Origin of the sequence: Cloacibacterium caeni (assembly GCF_907163125.1) — a bacterium.
Classification (GTDB): Bacteria; Bacteroidota; Bacteroidia; order Flavobacteriales; family Weeksellaceae; genus Cloacibacterium; species Cloacibacterium caeni_B.
On sequence record NZ_OU015319.1, the window covers coordinates 2,047,464 to 2,069,393 of the forward strand.

23 protein-coding genes are annotated in these 21,930 nt (G+C 33.6%); 9 read left to right on the top strand and 14 right to left on the bottom strand.

Annotated features, from left to right (window positions below; all coding sequences use genetic code 11):
- The first annotated feature begins 28 nt into the window (after nt 1-28).
- Nucleotides 29-532: a hypothetical protein gene (locus KKQ79_RS09470; protein WP_213189904.1), complete on the top strand. Its 504-nt coding sequence runs from the start codon at nt 29-31 to the stop codon at nt 530-532.
- A 114-nt stretch (nt 533-646) separates the two neighbouring features.
- Nucleotides 647-1,429, top strand: coding sequence for an alpha/beta fold hydrolase (locus tag KKQ79_RS09475; RefSeq protein WP_213189905.1), 783 nt, complete (start codon nt 647-649; stop codon nt 1,427-1,429).
- Between the two features lie 3 nt (nt 1,430-1,432).
- On the opposite strand, the gene KKQ79_RS09480 is transcribed toward KKQ79_RS09475, so the two are convergent.
- The 11 genes from KKQ79_RS09480 to KKQ79_RS09530 form a co-directional block, all read right to left on the bottom strand.
- Nucleotides 1,433-2,038: a HoxN/HupN/NixA family nickel/cobalt transporter gene (locus tag KKQ79_RS09480; RefSeq protein ID WP_213189906.1), complete on the bottom strand. Its 606-nt coding sequence runs from the start codon at nt 2,036-2,038 to the stop codon at nt 1,433-1,435.
- Nucleotides 2,039-2,144: 106 nt separating this feature from the next.
- A complete protein-coding gene (gene hypD, locus KKQ79_RS09485) occupies nt 2,145-3,221 on the bottom strand; it encodes a hydrogenase formation protein HypD (protein WP_213189908.1) in 1,077 nt (358 codons plus the stop codon).
- A 13-nt stretch (nt 3,222-3,234) separates the two neighbouring features.
- On the bottom strand, nt 3,235-4,080 hold the full coding sequence (locus tag KKQ79_RS09490; protein ID WP_213189909.1) for a BRO-N domain-containing protein: 846 nt from the start codon (nt 4,078-4,080) through the stop codon (nt 3,235-3,237).
- Between the two features lie 36 nt (nt 4,081-4,116).
- Nucleotides 4,117-6,372 (bottom strand): TonB-dependent receptor, encoded by a 2,256-nt coding sequence (locus KKQ79_RS09495; protein WP_213189910.1) that lies wholly within the window; start codon nt 6,370-6,372, stop codon nt 4,117-4,119.
- An 82-nt stretch (nt 6,373-6,454) separates the two neighbouring features.
- Nucleotides 6,455-6,856 (bottom strand): nickel-responsive transcriptional regulator NikR, encoded by a 402-nt coding sequence (gene nikR, locus KKQ79_RS09500; RefSeq protein WP_213189912.1) that lies wholly within the window; start codon nt 6,854-6,856, stop codon nt 6,455-6,457.
- A gap of 65 nt (nt 6,857-6,921) precedes the next feature.
- Complete coding sequence (locus KKQ79_RS09505) at nt 6,922-7,548, bottom strand: FKBP-type peptidyl-prolyl cis-trans isomerase (RefSeq protein WP_213189913.1); 627 nt, start codon at nt 7,546-7,548, stop codon at nt 6,922-6,924.
- A gap of 121 nt (nt 7,549-7,669) precedes the next feature.
- Nucleotides 7,670-9,949 (bottom strand): carbamoyltransferase HypF, encoded by a 2,280-nt coding sequence (gene hypF / locus KKQ79_RS09510; protein ID WP_213189915.1) that lies wholly within the window; start codon nt 9,947-9,949, stop codon nt 7,670-7,672.
- An 81-nt stretch (nt 9,950-10,030) separates the two neighbouring features.
- Nucleotides 10,031-10,546: a HyaD/HybD family hydrogenase maturation endopeptidase gene (locus KKQ79_RS09515; protein WP_250131227.1), complete on the bottom strand. Its 516-nt coding sequence runs from the start codon at nt 10,544-10,546 to the stop codon at nt 10,031-10,033.
- 72 nt (nt 10,547-10,618) lie between these two features.
- A complete protein-coding gene (cybH, locus tag KKQ79_RS09520; protein ID WP_213189916.1) occupies nt 10,619-11,371 on the bottom strand; it encodes a Ni/Fe-hydrogenase, b-type cytochrome subunit in 753 nt (250 codons plus the stop codon).
- 17 nt (nt 11,372-11,388) lie between these two features.
- Entirely contained in the window at nt 11,389-13,125 is a 1,737-nt protein-coding gene (locus KKQ79_RS09525; RefSeq protein WP_213189917.1) for a nickel-dependent hydrogenase large subunit, read from the bottom strand.
- 11 nt (nt 13,126-13,136) lie between these two features.
- Nucleotides 13,137-14,273 carry a hydrogenase small subunit gene (locus KKQ79_RS09530; protein WP_104793977.1) on the bottom strand — a complete coding sequence of 379 codons (1,137 nt, stop codon included), beginning with the start codon at nt 14,271-14,273 and terminating at the stop codon, nt 13,137-13,139.
- Nucleotides 14,274-14,515: 242 nt separating this feature from the next.
- On the opposite strand from KKQ79_RS09530, the gene hypA reads away from it, so the two are divergent.
- From hypA to hypE, 5 genes are all read left to right on the top strand, one after another.
- Nucleotides 14,516-14,857, top strand: coding sequence for a hydrogenase maturation nickel metallochaperone HypA (gene hypA, locus KKQ79_RS09535; protein ID WP_104793920.1), 342 nt, complete (start codon nt 14,516-14,518; stop codon nt 14,855-14,857).
- Between the two features lie 11 nt (nt 14,858-14,868).
- Nucleotides 14,869-15,753, top strand: a complete 885-nt coding sequence (gene hypB / locus KKQ79_RS09540; RefSeq protein ID WP_213189918.1) for a hydrogenase nickel incorporation protein HypB — start codon at nt 14,869-14,871, stop codon at nt 15,751-15,753.
- A gap of 65 nt (nt 15,754-15,818) precedes the next feature.
- Entirely contained in the window at nt 15,819-16,073 is a 255-nt protein-coding gene (locus tag KKQ79_RS09545; RefSeq protein WP_104793918.1) for a HypC/HybG/HupF family hydrogenase formation chaperone, read from the top strand.
- A 64-nt stretch (nt 16,074-16,137) separates the two neighbouring features.
- Complete coding sequence (locus tag KKQ79_RS09550; protein WP_213189919.1) at nt 16,138-16,896, top strand: nicotinamide mononucleotide transporter; 759 nt, start codon at nt 16,138-16,140, stop codon at nt 16,894-16,896.
- 23 nt (nt 16,897-16,919) lie between these two features.
- Nucleotides 16,920-17,921, top strand: a complete 1,002-nt coding sequence (hypE, locus tag KKQ79_RS09555; protein WP_213189921.1) for a hydrogenase expression/formation protein HypE — start codon at nt 16,920-16,922, stop codon at nt 17,919-17,921.
- A gap of 58 nt (nt 17,922-17,979) precedes the next feature.
- Here hypE and KKQ79_RS09560 read toward each other — a convergent pair whose 3' ends face one another.
- Together KKQ79_RS09560 and KKQ79_RS09565 are read right to left on the bottom strand one after the other, a co-directional pair.
- Nucleotides 17,980-18,513: a hypothetical protein gene (locus KKQ79_RS09560; protein WP_213189922.1), complete on the bottom strand. Its 534-nt coding sequence runs from the start codon at nt 18,511-18,513 to the stop codon at nt 17,980-17,982.
- 345 nt (nt 18,514-18,858) lie between these two features.
- A complete protein-coding gene (locus KKQ79_RS09565) occupies nt 18,859-19,863 on the bottom strand; it encodes a DHH family phosphoesterase (protein WP_213189923.1) in 1,005 nt (334 codons plus the stop codon).
- Nucleotides 19,864-20,153: 290 nt separating this feature from the next.
- Here KKQ79_RS09565 and rpmH point away from each other — a divergent pair, with 290 nt between their 5' ends.
- Nucleotides 20,154-20,309 (top strand): 50S ribosomal protein L34, encoded by a 156-nt coding sequence (gene rpmH / locus KKQ79_RS09570; protein ID WP_069797858.1) that lies wholly within the window; start codon nt 20,154-20,156, stop codon nt 20,307-20,309.
- A gap of 179 nt (nt 20,310-20,488) precedes the next feature.
- The gene (locus tag KKQ79_RS09575) at nt 20,489-21,199 is read left to right on the top strand and encodes a cell division ATP-binding protein FtsE (RefSeq protein WP_069797856.1); all 711 of its coding nucleotides are present in this window, start codon (nt 20,489-20,491) and stop codon (nt 21,197-21,199) included.
- Nucleotides 21,200-21,202: 3 nt separating this feature from the next.
- Here the strand turns inward: KKQ79_RS09575 and KKQ79_RS09580 are convergent, their stop codons facing one another.
- On the bottom strand, nt 21,203-21,898 hold the full coding sequence (locus KKQ79_RS09580; RefSeq protein ID WP_213189925.1) for a tRNA1(Val) (adenine(37)-N6)-methyltransferase: 696 nt from the start codon (nt 21,896-21,898) through the stop codon (nt 21,203-21,205).
- Nucleotides 21,899-21,930 lie beyond the last annotated feature (32 nt).

Sequence of the window (21,930 nt, forward strand, 5' to 3'; positions counted from 1 at the left end):
TCAAACAATACAAATTAATTTGATAACCATGAAAAAAATATTTTTTATTCCTTTGATGCTCATCGCTTTCTCGTGCAACAAAACCGGAGAAAATAATTCTAAAGATGTAGACAGCACTAAGATTATTGATTCCATCAATGCGGTGAGAATGAAGTACAATGACAGCATCAGAGCATTGAACAACAAAAATAATTACAGTGATTTAAGCGGAAAACATAAACTTACTTTCGTATCTGACGATGGCGTTTCATTAACTGGAACCGTGAATTTCAAAAAAATTATGAGTGATGGTTACGAAGTAAAAGGAAATGCAAAATCTGGAAAAAACATCCTCATCATTGACGGAAAAGCTGATAGAGTATCGCCAAAACACATTAATTTTTACGGAAAAATCACACAAACTATCAATGGTAAAACGGAATCTAAGAGCAACAGCAATACGTTCAGAGATGAAGGAAAAGGAGAGTTCTTTAGACTTCAACAGAAAATAAACGCTCAAGGTTTTGTAGATTACATTGATATTTGGAAATAAATTGAGGTAAAGGTAAAGGTAAAGGTTGAAAAATTTGAAATCTTTAATCTCGTATCTCAAATCTCGTATCTCGTATCTCGCATCTCTCATCTCTCATCTAAAAAATTAAAAATTATGCTACATCACGAAATTTCAGGAAACGGCAAAAAACCATTGGTTTTACTTCATGGTTTTATGGAAAATACTACCATTTGGAACGAAATGGAAGCTCATCTTTCTAAAGATTTTACGTTGATTAAAATAGATTTACCTGGACATGGAAAATCTAAAGTTTATCAAGAAATTCACACCGTAGAATTGATGGCAGAAAAAGTAAAAGAAGTAATTGATGCTCTAAAATTAGAGAAAATCAATTTGCTAGGACATTCTTTGGGAGGTTATGTTTCTTTGGCTTTTGCAGAAAATTTTCCTGAAATTTTAGAAAGCATGACTTTATTTTTCTCGACTACAGTGGCAGATGATGAAGAGAAAAAGCAAATCCGTAAAAGAAGTATCGCAGTAATTGATGAAAATTTTGAAACTTTCGTCAAAACTTCTATCCCCAATCTTTTTAGCAATAATGAAAAAGATATTTTAGAAGGCAAAATAGAATTGGCGAAAAACATTGCAAAATCTACTGATAAAGAAGGCGTAAAAGCAGCTCAATTAGGAATGGCAGAAAGACCAGACCGAACTGAAATTTTAGAAAATTTAGATGCAAAAATCCTCATCATTGCTGGGAAATATGACAATGCTGTAAAAACCGAAAATCTTCTCAAAATTATTCCAGAAAAGACCAACATCAAAACGTATGTTCTCGATTGCGGGCACAATGGTCATTGGGAAAAACCAACCATTTGCGCAGAAATTATTAACACGGAATTGTTGCATAACTTACCGAAGCATTTTTTACTCTAAATTCTAAAGCAACCCTAAATTTTCAACCACCACTTTTCCACCGTAAACGATACAAAGTATAGAGGAAATAATCACCAAACTGGCTTGTAATTTTTTAGATTTCAAGAGACTTTTAGTGTAAGGAATACTGAACAAGTACGCCGCTAAAAACATCCCAAAAATAGAGCCTAACCCGAAAATAAGAATGTACATCAATCCTTCTAAAGGTGTTTTCATCTGAGAAATTACCAAAACAACCAATGCTCCACTCCCAGCCAAACCGTGAATTAATCCCACACCAAAAGCTGCTCTAGAAGTGTTATGAGTATGGGTATGTTCTTTCGGAAAATAGAGTTTGAAAACTCTATAAAGCCCCAAAATAATAAGCATAACGCCAACTCCAGCTTCAAAATTTTTAAAAACTTCTTCCCCAATATTGAACTTAAACCCAATCATTAAAATTCCAATAAAAAAAATAGTTGCGGTATGACCAATTCCCCAATAAATTCCATCTTTCATGGATTGTTTCAGATTTTCGCGGTGAGAAACGAGCGTATTCACCGCCAATAAATGGTCGGCTTCAAAAGCGTGTTCTAAACCTGAATAGATGGTAAGAAATATTTTAAACATTTTTTAAGATTTGAGATATGAGACTTTAGATATGAGATAATCATTAAATGAGATGTAATTTTTTTAAAGAAAAATCTGAAATCTCACTTCTTGAATCTCACTTCTATTAACTGTAATGATAATACGCTGCACAAGCTCCCTCTGAAGAAACCATTGGTGCTCCTAAAGGATTCCCAGGATTGCAAAGTTTCCCAAAATGCGGACATTCAACTGGTTTTTTTATTCCTTTCAGGATTTCACCAGCAACACAAAGATTTTCTTCTTTTTTATCTAAATTTTCGATGTCAAATTTCTTAGAAGCATCAAAATCTTTGTACTTTTCTTTCATGACTAAACCAGAATTTGGAATTTCGCCAATTCCGCGCCATTCTTGAGTTCCAATTTCAAAAATTTCGTTTACCACTTTTTGAGCAGGAACATTTCCTTCATCTTTTACCAAACGTTCGTAGCAATTTTCTACTTTATGTTCGCCTTTTTCTAATTGCAACACAGCGTGATAAATGGCTTGAAGTAAATCTGCAGGTTCAAATCCAGAAATCACAATCGGGATTTTATATTTTTCTGCCAAAGGAAAATATTCTGAAGTTCCCATAATGGTACAAACATGACCCGCTCCGAGAAACGCATCAATATTACAAAATTCGTCATCTAAAATGGCTTCCATTGCAGGCGGAACCAAAACGTGGGAAACCAAAAGGGAGAAATTTTTAAGACCTAATTTTTGGGCATGAACCACGCTTAAAGCATTACTTGGAGCTGTAGTTTCAAAACCTACTGCGAAAAACACCACTTCTTTATTTGGATTTTGCTCTGCAATTTGAACCGCTTCTAACGGAGAATACAAAATTCGCAAATCGCCACCATCAGCTTTGGCTTGAAGTAAGGATTTTTTACTTCCCGGAACTCTTACCATATCTCCAAAAGAACACAAAACTGCGCCTTTTTCCATTAAAGCTACTGCTTTATCAATCAACGAAATCGGGGTAACACAAACTGGACAACCAGGACCGTGAATCATTCTCACTTTGTCTGGAAGCAGTTCTAGCAAACCATTTTTTACTAAAGAATGGGTTTGTCCGCCACAAATTTCCATGATATTCCAAGGTTTTGTGACGATTTTTTCGATTTCGTTTAAATAAAACTTTACGAGTTCTGGATTGCGGTATTCTGTGAGAAATTTCATTTTAAGTCAAGATTTAAGATTCAAGATTTTTTGGTGGTTTATTCTTATTTAAAAGAGCTTTTGCATTTTGAGAAGTTACTACTTTTTTGCCTGTAGATTCTTCTAATTTTTCTCTTGCAACTTTTGCAACATCCCCACCTTTTTTGGCAACCTCTACATTTTCTTCAAAATTTTGTGGATTAAATGACTGAGAAATATCTTTCGTGGACGCTTCCGCTAACATATTCAAAATCAATTCTGTATTCGTCATATGATCACGAAGATTTTCCTTTTTTAAATCTTTCAACTTTTTATATTCTTTGGTTGATTTTCCTGACCAAGTTTTGGTAATAATATCCGTTAAAACAGCAAATTGAAGTCCTTCTTTCATTCCTCGCTTCTTCCATTCATCTGTTAATTCTTTACGAATTTCAATACTTTTTAATCTTTGATTAATCCAATTTTCAGAATATCCTAATTGCAAATATTCTTGCATAGCACGTTCTACGGTGAGCTCAGGATTTTGCATTTCATCTAATCTTTCATTAGCGATTTTCGCCAACCAAAGTTTAAAAGGTTCTGCTTTTGGTGATGGAATAGACTGAATTAAACGGAAAAGTTGTTCGGTATCAGTAACATCGGTTTTATAAAATTTACCATCCGAAGATTGCATTTTCAGTTGACTACAATTTGTAGCCAACTCACTTCCTTCTTTTTTAAGTCGAGTTTTTAGAACACTCCAATACTTTCTAGCATTTGGAGATTCCGTCAAAACTTCTATTACATCTACAATAGAAAAATACCATTTTTCTTGTTCATCATCCCAAATAGTGCGAATTTTTTTGGATTCAAAAATTTGTAAAGCGTTTTGCTGTGTCATTAGTTTTCAAAATTTATAAACCAAATATACTCATTTCTAAAAGAAATAAGTGTAACTTAATTTACCAAAAAACGGAGTTCCTGGCGTAAAGTGAATCTCTGAAACAGGCTGAATTTCGTTATACAATCTACTTTCTGTATCAAATTGGGTTTCTTTCCATTTCACATTAAAAATGTTCTGAACAGAAACTCCCAATTCCCATTTTTTAGTGGTATAATTTACCGTTCCATCCCAAACAAAGTATCCTTTTGCCACCACAGAATTATCTTCATTTGCAGGTCTATCTCCCATCAATCGGTAACGCAAACTTCCGTTGAAACCCATTTGTTTTCTGTAGGTAATTCCTCCTGTGCTTACTAATTTTGGAGCTAGAGGAATGAAATTTTCATCAGCAGGAAAATTTAAACTTCTTGGTTTCGCTATACTTAAATTAAAATCTGCAAACCAATTTTGGTAAATTTCGTAGCGAGCAGTGATGTCAATTCCCATTCTTTCGGTTTTCCCACCTTCTTCTACCACCGCTTCATCGCCTACATAAACGAATTCTTGGTCTAACCAAAGATACCAAACCGCCGATTGAAGAATGAGTTTTTTGCCAATTTTAAAAACTCCACCAAAATCTGCTCCTAAAGCAGGAGGCAAAACTTTTTTACCGTTTTCTACAACTGCAACTCTGGTGTCATTGCTGTGGAAACCTTTTCCAAAATAAGAATACAATTGCACATTTTCATTGAAACGATAATTCATTCTTAATTTTGGACTGAAAATATTGGAATTTGATTTTAGTTTTTGCTGAAGAAGTTTGTCATTATACTGATTATCAAAATAATCAAATCTGATAGAAGGCGTAATATCAAAATTTTGATTTAAAGCAATTTTTTGACTCCAAAAAGCACCGAAATTCATTTCATTTACGTCACCAAATTTTAAAGCTTCTGTAGTGATGGTTCTGTCTTTGGTTCTGGAAAGTTCTAAATCATTTACATCATCATAACGCAATTGAATTCCTGCAATAGTCTCTGATTTAAAACCAAAAATTTTTGTAGATTTTTCGTAAGTAGAATTAAAACCGTACAAATTTCTATCTTCTTTTTGGCGAATTTGGTCGCCGTTAATTGGGTCATTTAAGAAAAATGTAAAATTAGAATACAACTCAAACTGATATTTAGAATAAAAAATCTGATTGGTGAATTTTCCTCCATTATTGAGATAAGATTTCATGTTGGCAGTGAAATTATATCGAGAAGTTTTGCCACCTTCATTGTCATCAATTGCACCAAACCAACCAATTGTTCCATCTTCTATCGCTCTATCAGGTATTTGACCCGAAGCGTTCCATTTACTGGAAAGTCCAGATAAATAAGCGGTTAAGAAATTATTATCATTCAACTTTCCATGATATTTCAGCATTCCATTAAAACGGTTAAAATCTTGAGGGCTGTCAAAATATCCATCTGTAAAATAAGCTTCTGTAGCTAAAAATAAGCTATGGTCTTTTATTTCTTTATTGTTTTTCAAAAGGTTTAAACCCAAAACACCACGGTACGTTTTGAATTGCCCAACTTCTAATTTGGCAAAATTATTTTCCAGAAAATCTTTGGTTTTGAAATCTACAAAACCTGCGGTGGTAAAATTTCCTTTTTCCGCAAAATAAGGACCTTTATCAAAATTTACTTTATCAATAAATTCAGGAATCACGAAATGCAAATCTGCATAACCTTGTCCGTGAGCGTGAGAAACCATATTCACGGGAATTCCGTCCACAGAAATGCTTACATCCGTTCCGTGATCTACATCAAAACCACGAATAAAAAGCTGCTCCGCTTTTCCGCCTCCAGCGTGTTGACCGATGAAAAGCCCTGGAACAGAACGCAAAATTTCTTGCGAATTGTTAATCGGACGAAGATGAATATCTAATTCTGATATGGTTTGAAAAATATTATTTCTTACAGAATTTTTCAATTGAACTTCCGCAATACTTACCACTTTTGGGTTGAGAAAAATGTAGCCAAAATCTTTTTCTTTTTTAATGGAATCTAAGTTAAACTCTTCTTTCTCATAACCAATTCCAGAAACATAAATTTTTTGATTTTCCGAATTGAAATTTTGAAGACTCACAAAACCATTTTCGTCTGAAACTTCTTGAAAACCATCATTAAAATCACTTATTAATACTGATGAAATTGGCTTTTTTGTAATTTCAATTAAAACATAAATTCCTTTTAAATTTTGTGCAAAAAATTCATTAATTGAAATTAAAATTAATAAAAAAAGAAAGATTTTTAACCTCATACCGTATTACTTTTTTATATTTTCGTGTTACTTTTTGCAAATTAAAAACCCTTTCAGAGTTTGAAACTCTGAAAGGGTTAGTTTATATCATTTTACTGGTTACCAATTTCCCATGAATAATCCCTTTTAAACCAATTAATTTATTGGCTAAATCGGTTAAACGATTTGCGTTTCCTTTTACTGCAATAATTTCTAAGCAATTATCATGATCCAGATGAAAATGTTGTGCTGAAAGAATTTCTTTGTAAAATTCATGCTGAATATCATTCATCTTTACTCCTACATCACCTTTATGATGATCAAAAAGCAACACGATAGCACCAGAAACCACATCATTTTCTTTCCATTTCTTTTCTACAATTCGGTTTTCTACCAAATGTCGAATCGCTTGTGAACGGTTTGGCAAATGATTATCCAGAACGAATTGGTCTAATTCTTTCAAAACTTCTTCGTCTAAACTTACGCCAAATCTTACTTGCGCCATCGTGTTACTTTTTAAATATTTCTTGTTACTAAAATAATTAAATTCCAGAGAGTGAATAAATTATTTTACATGATTTTATTCAGTTCTATCACAAAAACCAAAGTTGCATTCGGTTGAATCATTGGTGGCGCTCCGTTTTCTCCGTAAGCTAAATGTGGCGGAATATACACTTTCCAACGAGAACCTTCTTGCATTTTAGTCAACACTTCTTTCCATCCTTCTATCATTTCTGAAATTCTAAAAACTTGCGCACCTACATCTCTAGTAGAATCAAAAACCTGCTTATCTAGCAAATAACCTTCATATTCTACTTCTACCTCATCGGTTATTTTTGGAATTTCTCCGTTTCCTTCTACCAAAATTTCGTATTGCAAACCGCTTTCTAATTCTGTAATTTTAGGATTTTCTTTATTTTTTTCGAGAAAAGCTTGTCCTTCATCTGCATTTTTTTGCAACATTTCGCCACGAAGCAACAGCACATAATTGTTGAAGATATCAATAGATTTTTTTGGCGAAATTTTTCCCATCTCATTATTGAAAACAGTTTTCATTCCCTCCGTAAAATCATCATATTTAATATCTTCAAAGCCCATATCTTTCAAGCTCATCGCCATTACCACACCAGCAGAATAAGAAACTTTGTCTTCGTCTTCGGTGTGGTCTATTTTTCCTAATAAATCGTAAATGTCCATTTATTTTAAATTTTAGATTTTTTTAATGTCATTCTGAATGCAGCAAAGCGAAATGAAGAATCTTTTACCATTAGATTCTTCACTACATTTCATTTCGTTCAGAATGACAGTATTCATTTTATTATTTTAAGTTTAAGTAATAATTCAATTGCCCGAAACTGATGTTCTCATCATTTGGAGAAAGTATTTCGTGGAAATGAAGTTCAAATTTATCTCCCAAAAATTCTATTGCCAAATCTACTAACAAAGCATTTTGCCAAACTCCACCAGAAAAAGTGATTTCTTTCACCGCAAAACGCTGTGCTATTTTTTCAATCGCTTTAATTAAAGTAAAATGAAAATTCAGTCCGATTTCGCCAGCGCTTTTTCCTGATTTTTTTTCTTCCAGAATTTTAGAAAACAGTTTTTTTGTAGGGATATTTTCAAATTCATCATTTTTCAAATAATCTTTCAATCTGTGAAAATCTGTGAAATCTGTGGGAAACTTTTCCTGAGAAATTTTCTCCAACCACATAGCAGATTCTCCCTCAAAAAAAATGTTTTTTTCATAACCTAAAACAAAAGCAACCGCATCGAAAAACCTTCCCATAGATGAAGTTTTCACTTCTGACTTCTCTATAAGATTGGTGTAGATTTTCCATTCGTTTTCATCAAAAGCAAATTTCAAATCTTCATTATTTTCCGAAATAGAAAGTGCTGAAATTTTGGGAGATTTCGACATTTTATTGCCTAAAATCCAAGCGAAATTTTCGAGTTGAGCCACTCTTTCCATTTTTTGATTTTCAAAAAGGAAAAATTCTCCGCCCCAAATTTCTGTAGAAGTTCCGAAACCAATTCCGTCCCAAATAATGCCCAAAACTTTATCTTTTTTCCAGAGTTTTTTTTCTCCTAAAATGGAGGCGAAATGTGCTTTATGATGCTGGATTTTATTATTTCCCACAGATTCCGCAGATTTCCACAGATTTTTTATAATTTTTTGGTTTTCGTATTTAGGATGTAAATCGGAAAGAATTAAATTGGGTTCAAAATTGAAGATTTTTTGATACGATTTTACAGTATTTTCAAATCTTTCGTAGGTTTCAAAATTGGCTAAATCACCGATAAATTCTGAAATGTAAACGTGATTGTTTGGAACAACGGCGAAAGTATTTTTAAGATCTCCGCCTAAACACAGAATCTTGTTTTTTTCTTTATTGAGTTCCGAAAGTTCTTCGGCAAAGAAATAATTGGGAGCAAAACCTCTGGAACGACGAAAAACAATTTTCTGCTGATGTTTTGGAGAAAATTTAATCACAGAATCGTCTTGAGGATGCTGAATTTCTAATGTATTATGCAAAAAATAATCTGCAATTTTACCTAAAATTTGCTCAGCTTCTTCTGTAGTAGAACAAATTGGCGAACCATGGAAATTTCCACTGGTTGCGATGAGCGGTTTTCCGAAAGTTTTCGAAATCAATTTCAACGTGCCAGAATAGGGAAACATCGCGCCAACAGAATTCATATTCGGTGAAATCTCTTCAATTGCCAAATCTTTTACCTCCTTAATTTTAGTAACAATTATAGGACTTTCAGAGGATTTAAAATGCTGAATTTGCAGTTCTGACACCTCTAAATATTCCTGCATTGTTGAGATTCCAGAAAATAAAACGGCGAAAGGTTTCGTAGGTCTGCGTTTTCTTTTTCTCAACTCTGAAACGGCTGCTGAATTGGTGGCATCACACATCAATAAATAACCTGCTGTATTTTTGAGCGCTACGATTTTTCCTTTGGATAATTCTTTGGCTAATTTTTCAAAAATTTCTTTGTTGGAGCCTTTGAATTTGTTTCCTTGGTTGCCTTTTAACCAAATTTGAATACCACAATTCGGACAAGAATTGGTTTGAGAATGAAATCTTACATCATCTGGATTTTTATATTCTGCTAAACAATTCGGGCACATTTTGAAAACTTCAATCGCTGTATTTTCCCTTTCGAAAGGGAATTTTTTGGTTATAGAATATCTCGGTCCGCATTGTGTGCAAGTGGTAAAAGGGTAAAAATAACGAGGATTTTTCTCATCAAAAAGTTCAGTTTCACAAGATTCGCAAGTTGCAAAATCAGGCGTTAACGGAATATCTACCACAATGTTTTTTTCGGTAGGTTTGATGAAAAATCTATCAAAAATTTCTGCTGTTTCAATTTCTTTGATTTCAGAAAAAATGATTTCAGAAGATTTCGGTTTTCTGTGATGAATATCATTAAAAAATTGCTCAGAATTTTCACCTTGACAAACAATAATTACGCCCAACTCGTCATTCGAAACGTAGCCTTTTAGTCCGAATTCTTCAGCCAAATTGAAAATAAAAGGACGAAAACCCACTCCTTGAACTCGCCCTGAAATATGTATTTCGTATGATATCATTAAATTATTTCTCGCTGATTGCGCCGATTAAGCAGATTTTTTTATCAATTTGAAATAAACTTTTGTAAAATCAGCGGAATTCTAATTATTTCTAATTTTTTGAACTAATTCTAGAGCCATTTCGGTTACTTTTGGAATAGCAGCCGCTACTTTTGGTGAAAGCTCAAGATACATAGGCTCCATTTTAGAAATGGTAACCGTAAAAAGATAAATATTAGGCATTTTATCCATAAAAGTAAGAATATCTACCATGTCTTTTAATCCAAAATTATGACCGCTCAACGAAACGGGGAAATCGTCTGAAAATTTAGGGGTAAGAAGTGTAATGGTTCCTTCTTCTTTTCCGTCCATCGTAGCATCTACAATGATGACATGCTCATGACTTTCTATGTAGGGAACAAGTGAAAATCCGCCAGTTCCTCCATCTAAAAAACTGATATTTTTTGGAAATCTAGAAGTGTCTAAATTTTTAACAAATTGAACACCAATTCCTTCGTCTCCCATCAAATAATTCCCTATTCCCAAAACGAGAATATCATTTCCGTCAGAATGAAATTCGTCTACGGTATATTGGAAAGTTTCTGTATTATTTTTCAAAATTTTAAATTTTTGAGGCAAAAAATTCCCCGAAAATGATCATTATTTCAGGGAATTCGGTTTAGTTTAATATTAATGTTTCTCCTCTTCTTTATAATCTTCAAATCTTTCTGTACGACAGAATTTATAACCACTTACCATCGCTGAAGATTCACCACGACCTTCTAACCAATCGTGGAATAAGACTAGGTAAAAATGTACTGCAATGAACAATATAAATGCCCACATTACAATATGGTGAATTCTTCTGATTAAAAATTCATCTGTAGTAATCAACGAGGTAGCCCAAGCAAAAAACTTAGGGAAAAACCATGTAGATGTAGGCGCATACAATGCAAATCCGGTAAACACCATTACTACTGCTAGAATGAACATTACCAAATAAGATGCTGCAGCAACTGCATTATGACCAATAGGAATATTGGTAAATTTATATTCTTTTTCGTTGAATAAAAAGATATCATACTTGATTACGTGCCACATTTTTTCTCTTCCTTTTTTATCAAAAGGTACAAATTGTCTCCAATTGGCAAATCTGTTTCCTACAAAAGCCCAATAAACTCTCATAAACATTACAGCAACCATTGCATAAGCACTTATGAAATGTACTTGTCTGATTAGTCCCATCCAGAATTGTCCTGACGCTTCTTTTGCGGTCATAATTGCAGGAGGATTTGCGATTAAAAACCCTGTAATAATGAGAAAAGTAATTGCAAAACCATTAATCCAATGGAAAAAACGAACGGGCAATTGCCAAATGTACGCTCGTCTGAAGGTGACCGTTTTAATAGGAACGCCTTCTTGAATTTGAGTTGTGTTTTCCATTTTAAAATATTTTTAGATTAAACGGTACAAACAGAAACGTCATTAATTTCTTTGATGATATTTCCTTTTTCGTCATACAAATGCACTGCACAAGCAATACAAGGGTCAAAAGAGTGAATCGTTCTAATGATTTCTAATGGAAGTTCTGTGTCTGCAACTGGAGTATTAATCAATGTACTCTCGTAAGGAGAGCGTTGTCCTTTTGGATCACGTGGTGATGCATTCCAAGTAGAAGGTACAATTTGTTGGTAATTTTCTGTTTTACCGTCTTTTATTACAATCCAGTGGCTTAATCCTCCTCTTGGAGCCTCTACTCTACCTACACCTTTGGCTTCGGCTGGCCATGTAGAAACTTCCCATTTCTCCATATTTGCCATTCTTTCGTCTCCTCCTTTGATGTTTTCAATTAATTTATCATAGAATTCTAAATTCCACTGAGCTACTAATTGAGTTTCTAAACCTCTAGCTGCTGTTCTACCTAAAGTAGAGAATAATGCTTCTGCAGGAACATCTAATTTCGTTAATGCAGAATCTACTACTTCTTTGAAATCTTCTCTTCCTGAAGCATAACCTAATAACATTCTCGCTAATGGGCCTACTTCCATCGCTTGACCTTTCCAACGAGGAGTTTTGATAAAGCTGTATTTATTTTCTACATCTAAGAATTCATAAGGAGGTTTCGGACCTGTATAATTGATATTCGTTTCTCCACTCCATGGTTGTTTTCCAGCATTTGGATCACCTGTATAATCGTACCAAGAGTTATTCACATGCTCTTCTACTGTTTTCAGATTTTCTAAATCTACATCATGTACTTTAGATAAATCTTTATTAAGAATTACACCTGCTGGGAATTTGTAGGTACTCATGTCTTTATTTCCGTAACCAGCCATTGGGAAATCTCCGAAAGCCATAAAATTATGGAAACCACCAATTGCGCCCCAATCTTTGTAGAAACTAGCAATCGTTAATAAATCTGGAAGATAAACTTGTTCTACAAATTCTTTTCCTTGAATTAATAATTTCTGAACTAGAGCAAGTCTCTCTGCGTTAATACCACTTGCGTCATCTACATTAATTGCACAAGCCATTCCTCCTACTAAGAAATTAGGGTGTGGATTTTTACCTCCGAAGATAGCGTGAATTTTTACGATTTCTTTTTGCCATTCTAAAGCTTCAAGGTAGTGAGCTGTTGCCATTAAATTCGCTTCTGGTGGAAGTTTCATAGCTGGGTGTCCCCAATATCCGTTTGCGAAGATTCCTAATTGTCCGCTGTCTACAAATTTTTTCAAACGTTTTTGTAAATCAGCAAAATATCCTGGTGAAGATTTTGGCCAATTAGAGATGGATTGTGCTAATTGTGATGTTTTTATAGGGTCTGCACTTAAACCATTGACTACATCTACCCAGTCAAATGCATGAAGATGATAGAAGTGTACAATATGGTCATGTAAATATAATGAACCCAGCATTATATTTCTTACCATTTCTGCATTAGGTGGTACATTAATTCCTAATGCGTTTTCTACTGCTCTAATAGAAGCAATAGCGTGGGTAGTAGTACATACTCCACAAGTTCTTTGTACAAAAGCCCAAACATCTTTTGGGTTTCTGCCTTTTACAATATTTTCTAAACCACGCACCATTGTTGATGAAAGGAATGCGTCTCTGATGGTTCCGTCTGTGATTTCTACCTCTGCTCTTAAATGACCTTCAATCCTTGTAATAGGATCTACTACTATTCTATTTGCCATTTTTTAAATTTTTAAATCTTGTCTTTAGCTAATTTTTTTTCACTTTCTTCTGCTTCTTTTATTCTTCTTTCTAAATCTTTTCTCTTAGAAATATTAGAAGCTACGGCATGTATTGCAGCTCCGGCAACTACACCACCAAGAGCAACTTTACCAACAGTATCAGCATTGCTCTCTGCGAAACCGCCTATTGCAGAAATGTCTCTAGAATAGAAACTATCTGCTGCATCCCAGAATTTATCTGCACTACAACCTAGACATCCGTGACCAGACTGAATTGGGTAAGAGATACCACCATTCCATTTCATATTACCACAGGTATTATAAGTAGATGGTCCTTTACAGCCTACTTTATATAGACAATATCCTTTTTTAGCATTTTCGTCATCGAAACTTTCTACGAATAGACCTGCATCAAAATAAGGTCTTCTGTAGCAACTATCGTGTACACGTTTAGAATAGAAAGCTTTTGGTCTTCCTGCAGCATCTAATTCTGGTAATTTACCAAATGCTACATAATGTACAATCACTCCAGCCATTACCTCACCAATTGGCGGACATCCTGGAACATTGATAATTGGTTTATCTGTAATAATTTTATTAATAGGAACCGCACCAGTAGGATTAGGTTTTGCTGCTTGTACACAACCTGTAGTTGCACAGCTTCCCCATGCTATGATAGCAGCAGCGTCTTTAGCAGACTCTTTTAGAATATCTATAGCTGTTCTTCCTGCAATTACACAATAATTACCATCATCTCCTAGTGGAACAGAACCTTCTACACAAAGAATATATTTTCCTTTGTATTTCTCCATCGTAGATTTTTTCGCAGCTTCTGCTTGATGACCACTTGCCGCCATCAATGTTAAAGTGTAATCTAATGAAATCTTATCAAGAATTATATCCGCTACGATAGGATGGTCTGAACGGATAAAAGACTCACTGCAACAGGTACATTCTTGGAAATGTTCCCATATTACAGGTAATCTTGGTGTAGTAGCTAATGCTTTGGCTACTTGACCAAGAGCTGAACTTTCGATACCCATGTATGCGCCAATGAAAGCAACAAATTTCATGAAATCTCTTCTAGAATATCCTTGTCTCTCAATACTCTGAAGATAAGTTTCATTGGTTGAAGTTTTAGTCCCCATATTATTTTTTATTAATCCTTCTAAAATTAGAAAAATTTTGAAATACAACCGAAAAGAATTACGTTATTTATAATTATTTTAAATTTATTTTAAACAAAACATCCCATAAACAGTGACTTCATTAAACACATGTCACTTTTGTTACTGATTAAAATCATATAAAAGTCCTATTAAAAACACAAAAATCATTTAAAAAATTAATCAGAAAAGTGTAGATTTGTTACATATCATTTAACAAAAAAATGCACGAACTTTCTATTGCAACCTCTATTTTAAAAACTGCCACTCAAGAAGTTGAGAAAATTAACGGCAAAAAAGTAGAAGAAATTTACCTAGAAATTGGCAAAATTTCTGGTATTGAAATTCCTTCTTTAGAATTTGCGTGGGAACAATGCATGAAGGATAGTGTTTTAGAAAACGCCAAAGTTCACATTACAGAACCCGATGGTTTTGCGAGATGCGCAGAGTGCAATCATGAATTCGAGATTTCTAAAATTTATGATTCCTGTGAACGCTGCGGAAGTCCTTTTAAGGAAATTATTACAGGACAAGAAATGAAAATAAAAAAATTAATTATCAGCTAAAATTTAAACATATGTGCTCAACTTGCGGATGTAGCTCCAACGAAAACGGAATTACTTTAACAAAAATGGGAGAAAACCATCATACACACCATCATCACGACGGTCATACTCATTCCCACGAACACCATCATGGAGATCACTCTCACAGTCATGAACACCATCACGAACATGGACATGAACACAATCATAACCACGAACATCATCATCACGACCACAATCATGGTCATCACCACCATCATGATGTAAATATCGTAGAATTAGAAAAAGATATTCTTCATCAAAATCAATTGGGTGCAGAAAGAAACCGTGGATTTTTTGAAGCGTTGAATATTTTCGCAATGAATTTGGTTTCTTCACCTGGTTCTGGGAAAACTTCGCTTTTAGAAAGAACCATCGCTGACTTAAAAGGTGAAATAGAATTTTCTGTAATTGAAGGTGACCAACAAACTACCAATGACGCAGCCAGAATTCACGCGTTAAACGTTCCTGTTCTTCAAATCAACACTGGAAAAGGTTGTCACCTCGATTCAGAAATGATTGCCAAATCTTTAAAAGAACTAAAACCGAAGCAAAATTCTACACTCATGATAGAAAATGTAGGAAACTTAGTTTGTCCTGCCATGTTTGATTTAGGAGAAAACCAAAGAGTAGTCATTATTTCTACCACTGAAGGAGAAGATAAACCTCTGAAATATCCAGATATGTTTTTCAGTTCTAACATCTGTATCATCAATAAAATTGATTTATTGCCATACTTAAAATTTGATGTAGAAAAACTGAAAGAAAATACCAAAAAAGTAAATCCAAATACCCAATTTTTTGAAGTTTCAGCTACTTCAGGAGAAGGAATGGAAGCTTGGTATGAGTTTTTAAGAAGCAAAATTGTAAAATCGTAAAACCTCGAAAGAACTATTTTTACAGTTTTACAACTTTACAAATCATCAACTTAACAAAGAAAATTATGTGTTTAGCCATTCCAGGAAAATTAGAAAACATTACTTCTCAGCTAGACGAAGTCTTTAGAATAGGAAGTGTAGATTTTGAAGGCATCAGAAAAGAGGTAAATCTCGCTTTGGTTCCAGAAGCGAAAGTTGGCGATTATGTTTTGGTTCACGTAGGTGCCGCTATCGGAATAATCGATGAAGATGAAGCCAAAAAAACGATGGATGCCCTGAAATTAATGGGAGAAGATTTAGAATTAGAGCCGGAAAACTAGGTAATCATCATGATTTTCTTATTTTTGTTAAAACTTTATAAGAATTTTGTGATAAAACTTAAAAATGATTCACCTAAAAAAAGCAGTTCGTTCCTTTGTGCAATCTAAATATTTAGACCTATTCGGAGCAGCATTAGTCCTCGTTATCAGCATTTATAATCAATATCATCTCACTTATTATTTTCAAGGAAATGTAAAGTTCGAAGTTCCTTTTTCAGAGCAAATCGCACTCATAAAACAAGGCGCTTTTCCTCTAGGAATTTTCTCCACAATTGGAGCCGTTTTTTCTTTACTTTCTACCAGATTTGTAGGCAAACAAAATAATGTGGGCAATATTATTAGCGTTTTTACTACTATAAATTCGGGAACTATTGATTACTTTTTAGGAAATCATTCCGCAGCAATTACCTATCCTTTAACATTTATCATCACTTATTTCGCAGTGATTAAATGGAAAAAAGGTGAAAAAATTAGAAAAATAGACTTCAACTATTACCTCATCAATAGCGTAGGCTTAGTTTTAGGATACTTATTGGTTTACATAGGAACAGAAATCTTCGGAGGAAGAGACGATTTATTGTTTTTCAACATTGTTTCTATCACTTTCGGACTTTCTTTAGGAGCCAATTTCAGTTCGGCGCTTAAATATGAAACCACGTTTTTAAGTTGGACCATTTATAACGTTGTACAGCTGATTAAAGCATTTTTACAACTGAATATTGCAAATATTGCCAAATATATTTTCTATATGATAAACGCTGCCATCACTTTGGGAGACTGGATTTGGAACAGAGATGTTAGAAAAAAAGCAGCATTATCTTAATTAAAATTTAAAAATTAAGCATCATGCCAGAAAGCATTAACCTTCAACACGGAAGCGGTGGCGAAAAAATGACCGAACTTCTCAATAACCTTATTTTTAAAAATTTAGGAAACGAAATCTTAAACAAAAAACATGATGGTGCTTTTCTAGAATTATCTGGAAGGTTAGCATTTTCTAGCGACAGTTTCGTGGTTTCTCCTATTTTTTTCAAAGGGGGAAATATTGGCGAATTGGCAGTTTTCGGAACGGTAAATGATATTTCGATGTGTGGTGCAGAACCCAAATATTTATCGCTTTCGTTTATTATTGAAGAAGGTTTTGCAATGGAAGATTTTGAAAAAATCATTCATTCTATAAAATTAGCCACCGAAAAAGCAGGTGTACAAATTGTAACAGGCGACACTAAGGTGGTAGAACGCGGAAAAGGCGACAAAATCTACATCAACACCTCCGGAATTGGTGTAATTTATGACAATGCAAAAATCGGAATTGAATACATAAAACCTAACCAATCCATCATCATCAATAGAGATATAGCTTCTCACGGAATGGCGATTATGAGCGAAAGAGAAGGTTTAAAATTTGATTCTGAAATCTTGAGCGATACTAAAAATCTCAACTTTGAAATTAAAAAACTCATCGAAAATTTTGGCGCAAAAATTCATTTCCTACGAGACGCAACAAGAGGCGGTTTAGCTTCTGTTCTCAATGAAATTACCTCGGAAAGCAACCTCGGAATTCATCTTTTTGAAGAAAAAATTCTAGTACAAAGACAAGTAAAAAGCGCTTGCGAATTGCTAGGTTTAGACCCAATGTACGTTGCGAATGAAGGAACATTTCTTTGTGTTTGCGACGATGAAATTGCCGATGAAGTTTTAGAAATTTTACAAAGAGTAAACCATCACGCTTCGAAAATCGGTTACATCACCGAAGAACACGCTGGAAAAGTCATTATGGAAAGTGCTTTTGGTGGAAAACGCGTGGTAAATCCTTTGATTGGGGAACAATTGCCGAGGATTTGCTAAAATATGCCACGAATGCACGAATTCAATTAAAAATATTTGTGCATTCGTGATGAAATTTTTAGAAGCTATATCCAAAACTACTACCGATAGTAGGATAAATTACTCCAAATCCTTGTGCCAGATTAAATCCTAATCCCAAACCAACATGATATCTGTAAATCCAATGTTTCCCTAAAGGCAGTTGTTGTCCAAAATAAATGTCATTAGTTAAAACATCATCCACATTTTTGTTAAAAACCATTTTCGATTGAAACCCTACAAAAGAACCTGTATTATTCAGTAGTGAATGTCCTCTTTCTTCTCTCTTATCTCTATTAAAATAATAACGCAGTTGTGCTCTTAAAAAAGGCGAAAGATAAGTTTCTGATGCCGTAACTCCCATTTGATAATTAATACTACTACCTTCAGGAATTTCTACTACGCCTCCAACTCCAGCATTAAAATCTAACAAAAGTTTATTAGAAACAGGTTTCTCATAGCCAAAATTTAAGCCTTGAAACCCTATTTCAATTTTAAATTTCTGGTTTAAATCTTTAGATTGAGAAAATAGAAAAGAGGAAAATAAAAGAAGAGAAATTTTAATGAATTTCATAATTATTGTTTTTGTTGATTAATTACAAATATAACAAACAAACAAACAAACAAACAAATAATTAATCAACTTTTTTCATTTTTTCCTCAAGAAAAAAAATTCAAAATCCAAAAAACAATATAAAAGTTCAATAAAAAGACTAGAACTAAAACAAGATATCGTATCAATCTATTGATCGTTTTAGGCAAATTTTTAATAAAACTTGGTTGATGATCTTTCCAAACAAAAATTAAGAAAATAAAAATTAAAATAAAACTTACAAATCCAGCAACTCTAGCTAACCAAAGTTCCCTTTCCGCACTAAACCATTGTTGTAAATATTCTTTTAACTCTGCGAAAAATTGATTAAAAATCTTCATTCTCAATCTTCGATTTAAAATCTTCGATGGTTTCGTAGATATTTTTGAAATATTTACCACCAGATGCATTGATATGTCCACCTCCGTGGAAATGAGCTCTCGCAAATGCATTGGTATCTACATCGTCTTTGCTTCGGAAAGAAATTTTGATAAAATCTTCATATAAATCTTCCATGAAAAAAGCAGACATTTTAGTTCCTGCAATACTCAATCCGTAGTTTACAAACCCTTCTGTATCGCCTTTTTCGAAGCCAAATTCTTTCAGCTCGTCACGTTTTAAATAAAGAATCGCCACTTTTCCATCTTTTACCAATTCTATTCTTCCTAAAATCAATGACAGAAGATGCAATCTAGAAACGGTATTGGTATCCCAAGTATTAGACGTAATCATAGACGGATCAGCGCCTTTTTCTATCAAATTCGCAACAATTCTGTGCGTATCTGCAGAAGTAGAACGAAAACGAAAACCTCCCGTATCGGTCATAATTCCCGTATAAAGACATTCTGCCACGTCTTGATTTACCAAATCTTCTTTTCCCAAAGCTTCAATGAAATGATACACCATTTGACAAGTTGCAGGAATACTGGTATTAGAATACACATAATCAAAATGCTCAGGTTGCTGATGATGGTCTATCAAGATTTTTTTCGCCCAAGATTTTGAGAGCCAATCTCCTAACATTCCAATTCTAGAAGGAGCATTAAAATCTAAACAAAAAATTACATCTGCATAATAAATTGCTTCGCCAGCAATTTTACGTTTGTACTCTGCGATGACTATTTTTTTCGCTTCGGGCATCCATTTTAGAAATTTCGGAAAATCATTTGGAACAATTACCGTAGCATCTACTCCTAAATTTTTAAGAAAATGTTTTAAACCAAGACTACTCCCAATTGCATCACCATCTGGATTGTAATGCGTGATAATCACTACATTTTTATTCGGTTGCAAAAGGCTTTTGATTTCTGTTAGTTGGTTTTCTGTAAACATTGTAAAAATTTATGGTGCAAAGATAATTTTTTTACTCCAAAATCCCGAAACCTCAAAGATGATGTTTGAACGCTCAACATTTATAAAATGATTTTCAGAATCATATTAAACAGAATTTAAAGAAGTTCAATCATTAAAATCGCTTGAAAATAGTCATTGATAAAAGTTTTATCTCATAGATTCAAAAAAAACTTAATTATTTCTAAAATTAATTTGCAGAAAATAAAAAAAAACATATCTTTGCAACCTCAAAAAGAAGAATAATTACGGACCCATTATAAATTGAAGTAATGAAAAGAACATTCCAGCCATCAGAAAGAAAGAAAAGAAACAAACACGGTTTCAGAGAAAGAATGTCTACTCCAAATGGTAGAAGAGTATTAGCTGCTAGAAGAGCAAAAGGCAGAAAGAGATTAACTATTAGCGACGCAAGAGCTAAGAGATAATAATTTCTTTTGATTTTATTATAAAAGACATGCTTGGAAATTTACTTTCCGAGCATTTTTTGTTGTTAAAATTTCCTTAAAATTTAGGATAAAAAAAAGGTTTTCCTTATTTTTGAAAGTTGATAAAAAAGTAGGCTTTATTATCAACCAGAAAAAATCAACCATCATTTATAATCATTATGCCACATCATAACACCTACGGAGAAGACATTATTACTCTGCAAGACGCGAAAATTGTACAAAAAAACTTTACCGTTTTATCTCATGTGAATTTACACATTAAGAGAGGTACTTTCTGTTACCTTATTGGTAAAACAGGCTCTGGAAAGAGTTCATTGTTAAAAGTTTTGTACGGACACTTGCCTCTAAAAGAAGGAAACGGAGAAGTAGTAGGATTTGATTTACAGAAATTAAGAGCATCAGATATTCCTAACCTTAGAAGAAGATTAGGCATTGTTTTTCAAGATTTTCAATTATTGACGGATAGAAGTGTAGAAAGAAACCTACGCTTCGTACTAGAAGCTACTGGTTGGAAGGATAAAAATCTGATGGACGACAGAATAAACGAGGTTCTAGACAGTGTAGACATGAAAACGAAAAAGCACAAAATGCCTCACGAACTTTCTGGTGGTGAACAGCAGCGTATTGCTATTGCAAGAGCTTTACTAAATCATCCAGAATTGATTCTTGCAGACGAACCTACTGGAAACCTAGACCCAGAAACTTCTAACGATATTATGAATTTATTGAAAAAAGTATCTTTAGAAAGAAACTGTGCAGTTCTGATGGCAACTCACGATTATCACATGATTCAAAATTTCCCTGGAGAAGCGATTAAATGCGAAGATGGCGGAGTTAAGGTAATGAATACCGTAGAACTTTTTGAATAAATCTTATTTTCCAAAAACGTGAAACTCTTTGGTGAGTTCTAAATATTGGTCCGAGTATTTTCTCGGACTTTTTTCTATCGTAAAATCAAGAGTTTCCAATGCTGATTTTTTCTTAGAAAATTCTAAAACATTTCGTTTTAAAACACCGTTTTCAATACCGAAAATATTTACTTTTCTTACCAAATATAAATCAAAATCTTCAGCTAAGTTTTCAAATTCTTGTGCAGATTCCGATGGAATAATTACCGAAAAAATTCCTTCTGAAGATAAAATTTTCGAAGCTTTTTCTATTAAACTTCTAAAAGTAAGTTCTACTTGTTGTCTCGCTAAAATATCTTTCACAGAATTATTTTCCTCAAAAAAAGGTGGATTACAAACCACAAAATCATATTCTTTTTGTGATGCAAAAGTTTTAAAATCTTGATGAAAAACTTGTAATCTTTCTGAAAACGGAGAATTTTTAAAATTTTCTTGTGCCAATTTCACCGCATCTTCATTTAAGTCTAAAGCAGTAATCTCAGCATTTGGATTTCGCTGAGCTAGCATTAGAGAAATCAAACCTGTTCCCGTTCCTACTTCCAAGATTTTCTGAGCGTTTTCAACTTGACACAAAGCTCCAAGCAAAACACCGTCTGTCCCTACTCGGAAAACATTTTTATGCTGTAAAATATCAAATTTTTGAAATCGAAAAGGTTTCATTGTAAAGGAATATAGTAAATGAGAAAAGTAAA

Coding starts and splice junctions, on each gene's coding strand:
- hypB (WP_213189918.1), top strand. CDS start 14,869: ATGTGCTCAACTTGCGGATGTAGCTCCAACGAAAACGGAATTACTTTA.
- KKQ79_RS09545 (WP_104793918.1), top strand. CDS start 15,819: ATGTGTTTAGCCATTCCAGGAAAATTAGAAAACATTACTTCTCAGCTA.
- KKQ79_RS09475 (WP_213189905.1), top strand. CDS start 647: ATGCTACATCACGAAATTTCAGGAAACGGCAAAAAACCATTGGTTTTA.
- KKQ79_RS09490 (WP_213189909.1), bottom strand. CDS start 4,080: ATGACACAGCAAAACGCTTTACAAATTTTTGAATCCAAAAAAATTCGC.
- cybH (WP_213189916.1), bottom strand. CDS start 11,371: ATGGAAAACACAACTCAAATTCAAGAAGGCGTTCCTATTAAAACGGTC.
- KKQ79_RS09530 (WP_104793977.1), bottom strand. CDS start 14,273: ATGGGGACTAAAACTTCAACCAATGAAACTTATCTTCAGAGTATTGAG.
- KKQ79_RS09550 (WP_213189919.1), top strand. CDS start 16,138: ATGATTCACCTAAAAAAAGCAGTTCGTTCCTTTGTGCAATCTAAATAT.
- KKQ79_RS09505 (WP_213189913.1), bottom strand. CDS start 7,548: ATGGACATTTACGATTTATTAGGAAAAATAGACCACACCGAAGACGAA.
- hypE (WP_213189921.1), top strand. CDS start 16,920: ATGCCAGAAAGCATTAACCTTCAACACGGAAGCGGTGGCGAAAAAATG.
- KKQ79_RS09580 (WP_213189925.1), bottom strand. CDS start 21,898: ATGAAACCTTTTCGATTTCAAAAATTTGATATTTTACAGCATAAAAAT.
- hypA (WP_104793920.1), top strand. CDS start 14,516: ATGCACGAACTTTCTATTGCAACCTCTATTTTAAAAACTGCCACTCAA.
- rpmH (WP_069797858.1), top strand. CDS start 20,154: ATGAAAAGAACATTCCAGCCATCAGAAAGAAAGAAAAGAAACAAACAC.
- hypD (WP_213189908.1), bottom strand. CDS start 3,221: ATGAAATTTCTCACAGAATACCGCAATCCAGAACTCGTAAAGTTTTAT.
- KKQ79_RS09565 (WP_213189923.1), bottom strand. CDS start 19,863: ATGTTTACAGAAAACCAACTAACAGAAATCAAAAGCCTTTTGCAACCG.
- KKQ79_RS09495 (WP_213189910.1), bottom strand. CDS start 6,372: ATGAGGTTAAAAATCTTTCTTTTTTTATTAATTTTAATTTCAATTAAT.
- KKQ79_RS09575 (WP_069797856.1), top strand. CDS start 20,489: ATGCCACATCATAACACCTACGGAGAAGACATTATTACTCTGCAAGAC.
- KKQ79_RS09480 (WP_213189906.1), bottom strand. CDS start 2,038: ATGTTTAAAATATTTCTTACCATCTATTCAGGTTTAGAACACGCTTTT.
- nikR (WP_213189912.1), bottom strand. CDS start 6,856: ATGGCGCAAGTAAGATTTGGCGTAAGTTTAGACGAAGAAGTTTTGAAA.
- KKQ79_RS09470 (WP_213189904.1), top strand. CDS start 29: ATGAAAAAAATATTTTTTATTCCTTTGATGCTCATCGCTTTCTCGTGC.
- KKQ79_RS09525 (WP_213189917.1), bottom strand. CDS start 13,125: ATGGCAAATAGAATAGTAGTAGATCCTATTACAAGGATTGAAGGTCAT.
- KKQ79_RS09560 (WP_213189922.1), bottom strand. CDS start 18,513: ATGAAATTCATTAAAATTTCTCTTCTTTTATTTTCCTCTTTTCTATTT.
- hypF (WP_213189915.1), bottom strand. CDS start 9,949: ATGATATCATACGAAATACATATTTCAGGGCGAGTTCAAGGAGTGGGT.